The organism is Shewanella sp. KT0246 (genome assembly GCF_019654955.1).
Lineage (GTDB): Bacteria > Pseudomonadota > Gammaproteobacteria > Enterobacterales > Shewanellaceae > Shewanella > Shewanella goraebulensis.
The window spans coordinates 73972-89217 of sequence record NZ_BPEV01000004.1; the positions used below are offsets into that span (position 1 = coordinate 73972).

The 15246-nt window shown below is 42.2% G+C and carries 6 protein-coding genes; 3 read left to right on the top strand and 3 right to left on the bottom strand.

All coding sequences use genetic code 11. From position 1 onward, the window contains the following. Window positions 1-115: 115 nt before the first annotated feature. Complete coding sequence (locus K5Q58_RS03115; RefSeq protein WP_259651215.1) at window positions 116-1636, top strand: ShlB/FhaC/HecB family hemolysin secretion/activation protein; 1521 nt, start codon at window positions 116-118, stop codon at window positions 1634-1636. An 81-nt stretch (window positions 1637-1717) separates the two neighbouring features. Here K5Q58_RS03115 and K5Q58_RS03120 read toward each other — a convergent pair whose 3' ends face one another. The 3 genes from K5Q58_RS03120 to K5Q58_RS03130 form a co-directional block, all read right to left on the bottom strand. Beyond that, window positions 1718-2149, bottom strand: a complete 432-nt coding sequence (locus K5Q58_RS03120; RefSeq protein WP_220752411.1) for a DUF6491 family protein — start codon at window positions 2147-2149, stop codon at window positions 1718-1720. A 228-nt stretch (window positions 2150-2377) separates the two neighbouring features. Further along, a complete protein-coding gene (locus K5Q58_RS03125; RefSeq protein WP_220752413.1) occupies window positions 2378-4315 on the bottom strand; it encodes a methyl-accepting chemotaxis protein in 1938 nt (645 codons plus the stop codon). 214 nt (window positions 4316-4529) lie between these two features. Further along, window positions 4530-8363, bottom strand: a complete 3834-nt coding sequence (locus K5Q58_RS03130) for a S8 family serine peptidase (protein WP_220752414.1) — start codon at window positions 8361-8363, stop codon at window positions 4530-4532. 550 nt (window positions 8364-8913) lie between these two features. Between K5Q58_RS03130 and K5Q58_RS03135 the strand changes: the two genes are divergently transcribed. Together K5Q58_RS03135 and K5Q58_RS03140 are read left to right on the top strand one after the other, a co-directional pair. Beyond that, on the top strand, window positions 8914-12567 hold the full coding sequence (locus K5Q58_RS03135) for a S8 family serine peptidase (protein ID WP_220752416.1): 3654 nt from the start codon (window positions 8914-8916) through the stop codon (window positions 12565-12567). 473 nt (window positions 12568-13040) lie between these two features. Then, the gene (locus tag K5Q58_RS03140; protein ID WP_220752418.1) at window positions 13041-15116 is read left to right on the top strand and encodes a winged helix-turn-helix domain-containing protein; all 2076 of its coding nucleotides are present in this window, start codon (window positions 13041-13043) and stop codon (window positions 15114-15116) included. Window positions 15117-15246: the final 130 nt, after the last annotated feature.

Below are 15246 nucleotides of genomic sequence, written 5' to 3' on the forward strand. Positions count from 1 at the left end.
GATTGCTCAGGCAGAAGTGCCCAGCAAACAACAACCAGCGGCAAATAAAGTGGTTGTCAGTACAATCGAATCAACCGAAATATTGACACCGACGACCACAGATAATCAAGGTCCCATGACCGTTGATAATATTGTGGTGGTCAGTAATGCTATTTTTGATGAAAGCGACCCTGATGCCTTTTTCATTCATCACTGGGCTAATTTCCTCCATATCAATACCACTGAACCCACCATTCTAGACAAGCTTACTTTTGCAGAAGGGGATGCTGTCACCCAAAAAACCTTTGCTGAATCACAACGACTTTTGCGCGCAGAACCCTACTTACGAGACGCTAAAATTTACGCGTCACAAAAAGCCCCTGACTCAGATACCAATGAACAAACAGTGGTGGTCGAAACCTGGGATAACTGGTCATTACTGCCGACGTTTAGTTTAAGTTCCAGTGGCGGCGAAACTAAATACTCAGTAGGGATTAAAGAAGATAATCTGATGGGTTTAGGAATAAAAACACGCCTAAAATACCAGTCTAATGCTGACAGAACGGGCTATAAATTTGGCATTACCGCGCCCCTTAAAATTATTCAACACGCCACGGTTTCGGCCAACATCTACGATAACAGTGACGGGCAAGCGACCCACCTTTATTTCAACAAACCGTTTTACTCACTGGACACTAAAGATCAGTATTTTGCAGAGTACTTAACTGATCAACGTATTGATACTTTGAGACAAAATGGTGAGGACGTTAATGAATTCGAACATAACGTTGATTATGCAGCCCTGTCTTTTGGTTGGTTATTAGATAAAACAGACGCTGATCTTTCAAGAGTAACACTCGGTATTACCCAGGATAAACATCAATTTGGACCAAGCGAAACCTTTCCTGACAGCCCGCTACCTCAAGATAGAGATTTTATCTATCCGTGGATCGGTTTTGAATACCTGCAAGACGACTACAAAGTTTTTACCAATATTCACCTGATCAACAATAATGAAGACTTCAATTTAGGTTGGCGTCATTACGGCAGAGTCGGCTTTGAAACCAATGACGTTGCTGAAGGCAGTGAGCTAGGTTATCACCTTAATTTGAGCACCAGTCGAGGCTATCAACAAGGTGACAACTTAATCTTGTTTAACTTTGTAGGCCAAGCCAGCTTTAATACTACCCAAAAGGATTTTTATAATGTTAGCGCTCAAGCTGAGTACTTTTATAAAATTCACCCCAAGTGGGCTGCATATGCCAAAACCCGTCTCGCGGCCTCTAAAAATAACTACCTCGATAAACCTTTTGCATTAGGTGATGAAACAGGTGTGCGCGGTTACCCAAATGATTATCAATATGGTGATAATCAATGGCTGGTGACAGGTGAAGTGCGCTATTACCCCAACATTAATTTATACCAGTTAGCAGAGTTGGGGTGGGCGACCTTTGTGGATGTGGGGCAAGCTTTTGGTGGGCCTGACGATAATAATGAAGTCAACTCTCCCATCGGCAGTATTGGCATTGGCGCGCGAGTTTACTCGTCAAAATCAAGCTATGGCAGTGTCGGTCATATTGATTTAGCCGTACCTTTTACCAATGGAGAAAATGTCGATGACTGGGAATGGCGTTTTCAGGTAAAAAACCGCTTCTAGCCATGCCGCTAATTTATCATTAGACTTTAACGCTCAACTGTTAGCGGTATGACTTTTGGGTTTAAATAACGGCTTTATTGATTACTCTTTGCCTGAAAACGACTCAATTTTCTGACGAACTTGCTGCTCTTGTTCTTTACTTTCAATACGATAAATCTTCTTAATCTGGGTTCTTAGCTTTGGGTTTTCGTCTGTCGCTACCGAGTCAAATCCCACTGTGACTTTGCCCATTCTTGAAGACACCAATAACGCTTTAGCAAACTTTAAATTACTATCAACACCATTGAGCACTAGCAGGTAAGTCTCGCGAGGACGGCTATCCACAAACACAGTGCGATTATCCATAGTGCGCCAACCATCCATACGGAAATTATCAATGGTCGTCACTTCAGTTAACTCATCAAATTGATAAAGCGCTGCTTTTTGCTTGGCTGCTTCAGATGCACTGCAACCCGCAATTAATAAGATGAAACCAGCTGTAATCAATGTTTTCAAGGTGTTATTTAATCGCATGCCATATACCTTTATTTGTGATTATTAGTTGTGAAGTGAAGCAAATCAGTCATAAGACTTAATAATAACTATAACCATCAAAAGGATATATTGACCAATTAATTTTTAAAGACAGACAGCCCCAGTTCAGCTAACCAAAGCCTCCTATTAAATTCAGCTGACTTAATAGGTGAACTAGAGAGAATGTTGCGACAGTCAAACATCAGTATTCACTCACAGATTTACACATCAGTTTATCGTGAATTTATCACTCGCTGACTTAAGGTGGGAACTCAAACATGACAGTCCCTGACATTGTTCAGCAACTTCATGGGCAATAGTCCCCACATACTGTCCTACTTCATCTATGATTGCTAAGCCCTCGGTTAATTCTGATGTAGCTAGAGCTTGCTCTCTATTTGCCTGAGCAATAAAATGCTGCTGTTCGGCAGAGAAACTCATATGTTCAACAATCTCATGGAAGGATGTCGCCGTTTGCTCTGCAATCATATTGCCTTCAGTCATTTTCACTAATGATAGCTGTGTCAGTTTTACAGTTTTAGCTGCAGCTTCTGCGCTTCTACTTGCTAAATTTCGCACTTCATCTGCAACCACAGAAAAACCACGGCCAAATTCTCCAGCTCGGGCGGCTTCAATTGCCGCATTTAACGCAATTAAGTTCGTTTGCTCGGCAATCTGAGTAATTTCACGCATGATATTAGCGATTTGCTCACCTGAAATTTGAATTTCTTGTAAAGATATCGTCAAAGCCTGCATTCTCTCATTACCCGCTTTTGCTTCTTGATAGGCTGACTGCCCTTTAATATTCATGTCATCAGATGCTGAAGCTGTCACTTGAATCTGACTATCAATTTCTTGAAGCGCTGCACTAATCGAACTCACCGAAGCCAGTTGTTCAGAGGCACTGTCAGCTAAGCTATGACTGTTACTATTTAACCCCGTTGTTGCTGTAATGATTTCCTGAACATTACTCTGAACTGACGTAGCTAAAACGGTGAGATTATTAACCATCTCCACTAGAGCATGACCAAGTAAATCTCGCTCGCTTGCCACATAAGGGATACAGGTAAGGTCACCTGCTGCAATGGTTTCAGCCGCAATGACTTGTTTTTGCTGCATGGTAATGAGGGATAGCATTGACTGACTCATCTGCCCCAATTCATCCTGCCGTTTTAATATTGACTGCCATTTATCTTGGTTTAAATGGGTAAGTTGTATATCGCCAACAGAAAGGTCATCCACCGCCGTCACTATAGTACTTAACCCCTTGGTTATTGCGTTAACTAACAGCACAATGATTAATACCACAACCGAAAGTGACAGTAGCGCGACCACGCTACTAATTGTGATTAACTGGGACTGGCTCGTTTGCATCACTTTTTTGTTAGTCGCACTGACAACAATCCAGCCGGTATCTGCTTGCTGCCTGATAAATCCTAAGTACTCATTACCGTTCTCACTAAATTCAATCAATCCATTTTTTTGCATACAAATAGGCGCATGGGATGCACGATCAACTTTACTATGATCTATACCCAATCCAATTGATGAATGTGCAATCAGTTCACATTGTGCTGATAAAATAAATGCATAGCTATGCTCATCAAATTGGCTGACATCGACATGTTTTTGATAAAAACCGTCTAATGGCACACTGGCAAATATCACCCCTAAACCATTTACTTGCTGCGCAATGGTCACCAATAGTTTGCCATCGACTCGACTCACTCTAGGGTCAGATACCACAATATAGCGACTGCCCATTGCCTGTTTTACATAATCCAGTTGCTGATAATTTTTCCCTATTCTTTGTTGGTTGCTTGCTGCGATGGCTATGCCTTGTTGATCTAACAAAGCTAAATTACGAAATTCAAATTGCTGTGCTAACGCTAAAAAGTGTGCTGAAAGCTGATTATTACCCTCTTGTTGACCCGTTAGCTCATGTAACACAAAAGGACTTTTTGCCAGTGATTCAATAATTTTTTGGTTATAACTTATCCAGCTTATAATGTTTTTTTCAAGCAATGCACTGTTACCACTGACGGTATTTTCTGAAGTTGACTTCATCGTCCCTAGGCTTAAAAAAATGGTAAAAGACGCCAGCACAAAAAAGCCAAAAACGACTGTAGGAACAAGCAGTAAATTAAATTTATTACGTAATTTCATAGAAACATATTCTTATTATTGAGTGCATTATAGTTATTACGAATTCAATCAATAATAATGTATTCAAATGAAGTAAATAATGACCAACCTCACAAAAGTTACGAGCTAATCTTACAAATTGTATTCGTTCTCCTTAGTAATATATTTAAATATTCCATAAAAAAGCCGCATCAAAGAATTAATGCGGCAATTGGGAACACACTATAAATAAATGTTATTTACGACGTCTAAAGCCAAGTAAGCCAGCCAATAAGACTAATACGCCCATAGCTCCACCACTCGAATCAGACTTTGGCTCAGGCGCTGGTGCAATATATTCAGCGACAACTGCGATTGATGCTGTTGCTGCCACTGCCGTTTTAGTTCCATTACTAACAGTCAGCTCAATCACAGCTGAACCATCGGCATCTACAGCTGGTAGAGTCAGCTCTGTGGTTTGCGCAGTATCATCAGCAAATGTCACCACTGGACCCGATACTTGTACCCAAGAGTAGCTAAGCTCATCATCCATATTCGGTGCAGTACTTGCTGCTGCAGAAAGTGTTACAGTCGTTGCTTCATCAGCAGTTATTGCAACTGACGGCTCACCGTTGATTAATGCGACTGGAATACCTTCCAACATTACAGGTGTTAACGACTCGGTATTACTCATATCACCTAAAGTATGAGATACACTGAAATTAAGAGATTGCGACATAACTAAATTTTGAGTATCCATTGCTAGCACAATAGTTTGCCCAATTTCATTAGCTGCTTGCACCATTTCCCACGTTACGGTATCTGCTTCTAGTACACCTTGATGACTATCACTGTCGATAGTTAACCCTACAGGGATTGAAGTCGACACGGTTATAGTTCTTTCTTCATCGGTGTCATTATCAGCCAGTACAATTGACAGGGTGACCATATCGCCAGTATCAATAGCTTCAACATCCACACTGCTTTGCGCGTAAGTAGCACTGCGATAAAGCTCGATAGGCATTAACCCCACATTATCTTTAGCATCTGCGCCAGTGCCGATTTCAAGCACTGTGGTGTATAAAGTGTCCGATTTAAGCTGTTTATCCCAGTTCAATACTAAATCAATGTCTTCGTTTCCGGCCACTGCTGACTTAAAGTCTACTGTGATACTTTCATCATCCTTGCCGATAATCGCCAATTCAAACGTGAGATCATCTTCTATATCCGATGGTGCTGAAGTATCACCATAGTTATGCACAGTGATATAATAAGAACCAGCTTGAGGGTCATTGATCTCACATGATTCATAAGCTGTTTCCGTCGCACTCATACATGTTAATGGATCCATTTCCATTGCGTTATCAGGCTGACCGTTATAGTTGTCATCTCGACCGATGTACAAATCTAAATCAGGTGATGTTGTATGCTTCACTCTTGCAATTATACGCTTGGTATTTGGCGTCACATTAATTAAACGAGAGTAGAATTTACTGCTGTCGTTATACACATTTGTTGGCCAAGATGCGGTATCGCTATCATCACGTGGGATTGTAGTTTCAATCACTTCGACTTCAGCGAGCTCAAACACCCCTATCTGGATATCACTAGAACCCACTGTGGTTATGCCTTCAATGTCAGCACTCCCACGGTCTTGTCCTGTAGTTAACATCACATCATCAGGAAAGCTACCTGCAACAAAAGTTCCCACGACAGGCATCTTTGATGTAGTCAACGCAGCGTTCTCTGGCGTTAACACTAGATAACCCATGCCATACTCAGAACTAAAGCCTTCGCTAATCGCTGCAGTGATATCTAAACTGATACTTTCGCCTGCACTCAAGGTAAAGCTAGATGGTGAAGCTGTGATCGATAACCCTGTGGTATCGGTCATATCACTTACAGTCCAAGTTGAAGCAGCTGTCGCTGTGAACGTGCGAGTCCAAGAACACTCCATCATGCATTCATTCATCAATGCAGAAGGTAAGTTCATGTTTTCAGGAGTACCCTCAAGATTTGGATTAGCATTAACATATTCGTCATATGTCACGTCCATGACTAAACCAGCGTTAAGCGCACTGGCAATTCGAGCGCTACCTGCGCCACCGGTAAACAAACTAGATGGTGTTACGCCATCATCCATTAAAGTATCAGTTTCAGCACTGAGCATTAATGCTGATTGCGCCTCTGCTGGTGACCACTCAGGTTTTAAAGCTGCAATTAAAGTGTAAGCGCCAGCAATATGCGGACTCGCCATCGAGGTACCGCTCATAAAGGTAGTTGGTGATTCAGATTTATCTACGTCAGATCGCCAAGGTTGATATTCGGTATTGGCACCATAGATTTCTACCCCTGGAGCTGAGATGTGCGGCGTTAACCAACGGTTCATTATCGACTCGGGGCCTCGAGACGTAAATGAAGCGGCAATATCTGCCTTAGCAGGATCGCTTTCTAGTACAGAGGCATTAAAACTTGCAGTATGATCAGAACCAGATGCTAACCAATCAGTCAACATTGCACCTTGAGTGGCGTCTAAATGCACTGCTGGTAGCACATGTAAATCTGCATCAACGGTTTCATCCCCGCCATCCGTGTTGATTAAAACAAGCCCTATTGCACCACCAGCAAGCACATTGCTGCCTTTAGCAACTCGAGCAATATCACCACGATCACAAACCACAATTTTGCCTGTGAAAGTATCTGCTTCAAATGGGTCTAAGCATCCAGCTTGGCCAAAATCTGCAGCGCTAACAATCTCACCTGTAATACCGCTTGTCGCCCCTTTACCTGTGAGCATATCAAGATCATAATCGCCGCCAGTAAAGGTGACTTCCTTGTCTGTGAAGCTGCGATCATGTGTATAAGCTGCCACCGTGGTTAACCAAGGTGCATTTCCTGGTGAACCGACTGTTTCGGCGCCTGGACCATCGTTACCTGCAGCAACGGCAACATGAATACCTGCTTCGCGTGCAGCAAGAAAGGCCAGCGCGTCAGTGTCACTCCAAGGGTCACTTGCACCACCTCCCACTGAGTAGTTAATCACTTGCACGCCGTTGGCGATAGCATGTTCAACAGCTAAAGCTGTCACATCAGTCCAACAACCAGCATCAGCGGCACACACTTGATAAGACACAATATTGGCATGAGGAGCAACACCACTGATTTGACCAAAACTGAACTCAGCTTCGTCGCCTACAGCGTTGTAAACCGTCACATCTTTAACGATGTTACCTGCTGTGGTTGAAGCAACATGAGAGCCATGACCATTATGGTCAATACCAATTCGATCATCACCTTCTGGGGTGTAATCATCTAAAATAGCTTCATGCGCCCAAATACCAATCAGTTTGTCATTACAGTAATGAGCTAATTCAGAATCGCTACAATGACCTAAGTAAGTGCCCTCGCCGAGCGGATTCACGTGGTCATAACCGTCGCCACCAATATCAGCAAAAGAGGCACTTGTATGGTTAATTCCGGTGTCCATGATTGCGACGATGACACCTTCCCCCATACTACCTACGCCCGTTGCAGAGCCATCCCAAGCACTTGGTGCTTGGATATGCTTTGGGCCTGAATCGGTATTAAGATGACGCAGTTCGACTTTTTGAACGCTTTTTACACCCGCAACAGAGGCCAGCATTTGCGCTTCTTTTTCTGATAATTCAGTACTAAAGCCATTTAATGCAATGTGATAGTCAGCGTGGATAGTTAACTGACGACTTAATCGAGATTTAGCTTGAGCTAGCGTCTTACTGCGCTGACTACTAAGGTATTGAACATATTGCTGACTAACTGCACTGTTAACGTCTAAGGTGCCGCTTTTAGCCGCCTTATTACTTGGATTAGATAAAATACTGGTTGCTTTAAGGTTGCCTTGATCACCGTGATACGTTGCCAAAGGCTGATCATCAAGTAACACCATATACAGGTTTTCAATATGACGCTGTTTGATTGGAGAAGGCTGATTAGTGCGTTGGCCACTGTCGGTATCTAAACCTCGAGTATCAATAACATTAGCACTTAATGTCGGAGTTAAAGCTAGCGATAATGCAGCTGCAATGATGCTTTTTTTATATATCGATGTCACGGAATCTTCCTCGTTCTAATTATTATGTCTCTCGCCTTTTTATCTGTTGTCGTTAGCAAAACTACCGTTACAGATCGCAGCGTTATGCTGCTCTAGCGATGGCTATAACCTTGATACTCGAAAGATTTAATCACTGGCAAATATACAGCGACTATTCCATTTCATTTAAGCTTCAATTTTATTTCAATTACTTATTTTTCAATTATTTATAAATACAACCTGTATCTAAATGTATCAACAATAAGTCTTTCTCTCAAAATGAGCTCTATATCATCGATTTATGACTGGATGATGATTTACCTCATCATATCGATGGCAAAACAATAAACCTATCTCATTGTTTTAAAAGAAAATGAAAACTTAATGAAAGATAAAAGAAACAAAATCAACAGCCATTTACTTGAGGTTTTGTTGGGTTTCACTGAAAACCTTATGTACGAGTCCTTAAGTACAAGTGTTGAGCAGATAACTCACCTGACTTAATAAGCCCCAGAGTCAGGCGACTCAAGTGAAACAAAAACAATAAAACGATAAATTGAAGGGAAAGCCAATGTCATTTAAAAAGTCAAAATTAGCGACGTGTATTGCACTCGCATCCATCATGCCTGCCGCTGTTTATGCAACCAACCAAACGGATGTATTGTCCACCTATTCTTCATCAGTAAAACAAACTGAAAACGCTACCTTGTTTGTTTACTTATCTGATACTGGCTCATTAACCAAAGCAACTATCAATAACAAAGCCAAGTTCGCAAAAAGCCTACAACAGGTAGAAGCAAGCCAAAAAAATGTGATCAGTGATATTTTGGCGCTTGATGGCAATATCAAGACGCTTCCTGGTTCCAAACTCGTAAGTAACTTTATTCGAGTACAAGCCGACAGCAGCTATATTGAAAAAATTAAACAACTTGATGGTGTACAAGCCGTTGTTGTCGCTACAGCACCTATTAGTGTGCCAACAAATGCACTTCGTACAGCAACAAGCCCTTCGGTTAACTCTATCACTCCAGCATCTGCGCCTGCTTTATCAGATGATATGACTGCAGGTGAAGGTGTTAAAGTCGCTATCATTGGTAGTGGTGTGGATTACACCCACACAGGGCTAGGTGGCGACGGCAAGACAGAAACCTATGCCGCAGCAATGGAAAATTCAATTAATGCTTTTGACGGATTCCCAACTGATGTGGTTGTTGAAGGGATGGATTTAGCCAGTGATGCAGGCTGGGGGCTCGATCCAAATCCAATCGATCAGAATATCTATTTTACCCGTGATTACGACGGAGCTACCCATAATACTGGTCACGGTACTCGCCTTGCCAGTGTTGTTCATGCTCTTGCTCCTGCAGCAAAAATTGCTGCTTACAAAACCTCGAATGTGTCAGATCCATATGGTTATGGCTATAGCTTGTCATCAGAAACCTCAAGCACTTTTATGATGGCATTAGAATATGCTCTCGATCCAAACCAAGACGGTAGCTTTGATGATCGAGCAGATATCATCGTCGTAGATTCATTAGGTGGTAATGCATTTTATGCTGAACATGATGATGGTGTATCAGGTGCAGTAATTGAAGCTTATGCGATTGAAATGGCTTCGGCATTAGGTAGCTTAGTGGTGGTTAACGCTGGTAATGGCGGAGAATGGTACGACAATAGTTTTAATATGACATGGCGCGGCGCCGCGCCGAGTGCATTAACGGTTGGTGGCATGGTTGCTGACGAAGAAGGCAATATGATGGTCACAGAAAAGACCCCATATGGCCCAGTTCGTGGTGCATCAACATTCAGTAAACCTGATATGGTCAGCTACGCTGAAGATATCGAAGTCGCCGTTGTGGGTGGTGGTGATGAAATGGACACCCAATCTGACACTGTCATGGCAGCAGCCCGCATGGCTGCTGCCGCTGCGGTATTAAAATCAAAACGCCCTTCATTGTCTATGGCTGAAATCAAAGCACTGCTTATGAATACTGCCAACAACAAAGTCATGGACCTAAACAACAAACAAGGCGAATTAACGCTTATTGGTAGTGGCGCTGAAAACCTTGAAGACGCATTAGCTTCTGCAGCCGTAGCCTGGGAAAAAGGCTCATATCAGCCTAACCTCAGTTTTGGCTTTTCAGAAGGCACTGGCACGCAGCGTTATACCAAAGAAGTGCAGTTAAAAAACCTTTCAGAAGAAACCGTCACATACGATGTTGCCCTAACAAGCATGGGCAAAGATGGCGACATGGCGCTGACTTGGGAGCATCCAGCCAATATTAGCATTCCAGCAGGACAAACGGTCGTCTTCCCTGTCACTATGGTTGTTGATTACACCAAACTGGCTAACTGGCCGATGAAAATGGGCAGCGATTTATCCATCGACAACTGGCAAAAAATCGAGCTTTCGGGGCAGCTACAATTGATGGCTGAAGAACTACCAACACTGAGTGTGAATTGGCTTGCCAAACCACGCGCGAAAACTTCTATCACCCGTCACTTTGATACGTATGAAGAAATATACGGTACTGAGTTTACTCAAAAATTTAGCGAAACAGCTGGTGCTTATGCACAGCAATTTACCAATGACAGTGAAACAGAAACAACGTTTGCCGTATTTCCTGCCATGAAACATCAACCCAACATCAATGTTGGTAAAGAGCATACCAAAGGTAATATGCTCAACACGGTTGCTGGTGGTATTTATGATGAAGCGATGTGTTCGTCAGGTAAAAAAATGGTTGTTGCTGGCCGCTTCTTTGAACCAAATGATGTCGGGATGGCGAACCATTTCGACAAAGCGGGCGCTGCACTTGTCTATTGGAGTACTTACCAAGAGCAGTTTGTTATCGACAACGAACTCGATAAAGCAGTCAATGGCGACCCTTATGCTTGGGATGAAGCGACTCAAATGGTCATGAGTGGTTTTATTGAAGTTGATGAAAATGGTCAGCCACATGCGTACTACATTGATTTTAATAAAGAGTACGACTGGACAGATCACTATGGTCGCTACACAAAATCAAGCTTACCAACGTATGTCACAGGTCATGGCCAAAACTTTATCGCGCAATACTGTGTTGATGAGTTATATCACGGCGAAAGCATGGCAAGCCTAGAGGACTTTGACCAAAATCAAGGCTGGCTTTTTGGCACCGACCGCGACGCTTTGGCTAACCTTGGTGAACCCATTATTCTGTTTAATCCAGTCCAATATGGTAAGACAACCACAACTGAGTATTTCGACTGGTTTACCGGCGAAATGGTCGAAACACAAAGTAAAGATGGTGGACTACCATTAATCTCTCGCTTAGTGGAAGAAGGTGAAGCCAAAGATTACAGCCCGATGGTCACTCTAGCCGCTGGCGAAACAGCCGAACTTGCGATGGCAAGTGAGTGTAATTTCTCTTTCGGTTTTGGTGGAGGTGGCTGTCAAAATGACGGTATGTTACTCATAAGTCTTGAAAATAACTGGGCAATGGCGACGCCTATGGGCCAAGGTGATTATGCCTTTATTCCACATCCAAAGGACGGCCAAAGTCACAGCATAAATGAAGATGCAGAGATGGGTGAAGTGGTTGCCCATGTTGAACTCGATGCAGAAACCTTTTTTGCTAATGGTCAATACGAAGCTGAATGGTCCCCATATACACTGGCATTAGCACAAGCAATTCCAGGCGATCCTTTCTCGATTGCAAATAACGGAGAAATCACCGTCAACAACCCTGATGCTATCGACTATGATGCAGGCCACATGAGCTATGACTTAGAAGTCATTGGCTATCAAGGTAACGCATACACTGCGGTATCGACAGTGACGATTAACATTAATAACGTTAATGATATTGCGCCAGTAATTGTCGCTGAAATGCCAGCAGTCACCATGGAGGATCAACAATCGGCTGAAATTGATGCCTCAATGTATTTCAGCGACGCTGAAGGTGATGCACTGACATTTAGCGCGACGGGTCTACCTGAAGGCATCAGTATCGACAGTAAAACAGGTATGATTACTGGTACTGCAGCTGCTGGGACTTATGAGGTGGTTGTAACAGCTGATGACATGGTCAATAAAACCGAAGCCAGCTTTACGATGACCATTAATGCACCAGTTGTAGAAGCCGCACCAGAGCCAAATAATGACGATGATGGCGGTAGCTTAGGTTTCTTAAGCTTAAGTTTACTGGCATTACTTGGGTTTAGACGCAAAATGAATAAATAACCGATTAAGTATCTAGGGTATGTTGAGTCAGTCTTTTTAGCTCAATCTAGAGTCTGGATTTATCATTAAAATAAAATGCGCTAAGAATTAAAAACCTTAGCGCATTTTTATTGATTTTTATCTGCCGATAGATACTTCCACTTGAGAGCTTTAAAATTGGCAATAATGCCACTAGCCAAGTGAGTATTTCCGCCCACAAAAGATACAAATTGAAACAATAATTTAACAAACCACAAACAAACCATAACCACTTGAATCTTAATAAAAAATCCCATCACCACCTCATTTATTGGCTTATTCCAAAACTCATAGCTTGTTCACTTAATCAATAAATCAGTTATGTTAGCTATCGACTATATACCGATGCCTATCATGCATTAGTCCGATATTTCGCAGGTTTACACTACAACAAACGCTATATTCAACTGAAAACATAATAATAAAAACAAAACTCAGGAGTTTATTCTGCAGCAATGATTTCACTTCCTCATCAACGATATCAACTTGGTCAATGTGTCATTAATTGTTATGACATGACTATTACAGCTCAAAATAACACCGTTTCCTTGCCAGCCAAGGTGTTCGAGTTTTTAAAATTGTTGATTCAGCACCCTGCTCAAACCGTGACTAAAGAACAAGCTATCGAACAGGTTTGGCAAGGTAATATTGAGGTAGGAAAGCGTGGGACAGGCAATGCCATATGGCAACTAAGAAAATCATTTTCTGAACTCGGAGAACAGCCTGAGGACTACTTTAAAACCGTCAATAAAGTCGGTTACCAATTACTTATCTCCCCTACTCCTATAACGTCAGCAACCATTAAAAGCCAACAAAAGAGTGACCATAAAAAGCCCGCTTTTATCGCGCTTACAGTGCTATTTATAAGTTGTTTAGCTTTTTTTATTAACCAAAAAGCGACGGAATTAACCACGCCACCAACAAGAATCAATGTCGCACCTGAAAGAATTACTAATTTTGAAGGTGTTGAAGAGCGGCCAGCTATTTCGCCTGATGGTCGATTAATGGCTTTTCAGTGGCGCAAAGAAGGTGCTAAAGGACATTTGTACATCAAAGATTTACAAGATGAGTCAGCACCATTAAGACAGATATCAATGAGTCATGACACAGAAGCGGTGCCAAGCTGGTCTCCTGATGGACAATCACTCGCCTACCTTCGAACCACCAGCGATAACCAGTGCTTTGTCCATGTAAGGGATTTAATCAGTAATCAAGACAAACAGCTCGACTCAGGATGTGTTAGTAAAGGGTATTTGCATAGCCTTGAATGGTCACCAGAGGGCAGCACTTTAGCGTATTCAAAGGCTGTTGATGATCGCTCTGTTATTCACCTGTATCATTTTAATAGTAATGAAGTGCAAGCTTTAACATCGCCATCCCCTGGAGAGCATGACTTAATGATGACGTGGTCAGCAGATGCTTCACAATTGGCTGTAATGCGTTCTCAAGAGAATATGATTGCAAAAATTTTACTCTACTCACTCTCAGATGACAGCGAAACCACCATTATCAGTGACGAGACATTAGTCATCGGCTTAGATTGGGAGCACAGCAGTAATCAACTGTATTTTACCGCGCTCAGAGAAGCTGATTTCGTCATCCAACAATATAATGTTGAGTCACAAGCGTTAACAAGCTTTCATCAAGATGAAACCATCAGCAGCATTACAATAAGTGAAACTAGCAATAGCCTGTATTATGCGCGTCATATCTCGCAGGAACATATCACTCATCGCTCGCTGATAGATGGCAGTATTATCAGGCAACTTATCTCTTCATCTCGGGATTTATACGGTCAATACTTACCTGCCACTGATGAGCTGCTGTTTCTATCAAACCGCTCAGGTGATTGGGAGCTGTGGTTAAAGCAGCAAAGTGACAATATCATGCTCACCGATAATATTGGCATGGTAACCATTCCTGCGCCTTCGCCAGTTAGCTCGTTATATGTAGCACCCATTAGAACCAAAGGGCTTGAATATAATGAGCTATATCTGGGTGACACTCAAAACAACTCCTTAGCTAAAATAGAGCCTGTCAAAGGCAATGTTCGTTATGCTTCTTTTTCTACCGATGGCAACAACATCTATTACTCATCTTTTGTTGATGGAGATTGGGGGTTATACAATTACAATTTAGCCACCAATAAAGTTGAGTTATTACTGAAACAAAACATCAAATACGCCATTGAAGATGATAATAATGGCCTGTATTACACCTTAGATAATGTGTCGGGGATCTATTATTGGAACCGACAAACGAATCAACACGATAAAGTGAATGACAGCCTGCGAGCAAAAGACTGGGGCAGCTTTTTCTACCAAAATAACACCTTATATTTCCTTGAGCGAAGTGATGAAAATGACCTTATCCGAGCATTAGATTCACAAGGTATAGTCACCACAGCCTTTAAGCTCCCTGCAATGAGTATTCGTAATGAACGCAGTTTGGCATCAGGTAAAGACGACAGTTTAATTGTCAGTATGCAAGGGATCAATGACGCCGACATCTACCGCATTCCACTTCAATAATTAAAAGAATGTGTCAGTCATTACTGACACATTCCTTTGCAAACCCCCATCATCTATTCAGTAAAATCAGGTGCATATCTGGACAATATTTGACACACTGTATGGCTAAAAATTGGGTTTATATTCAAGC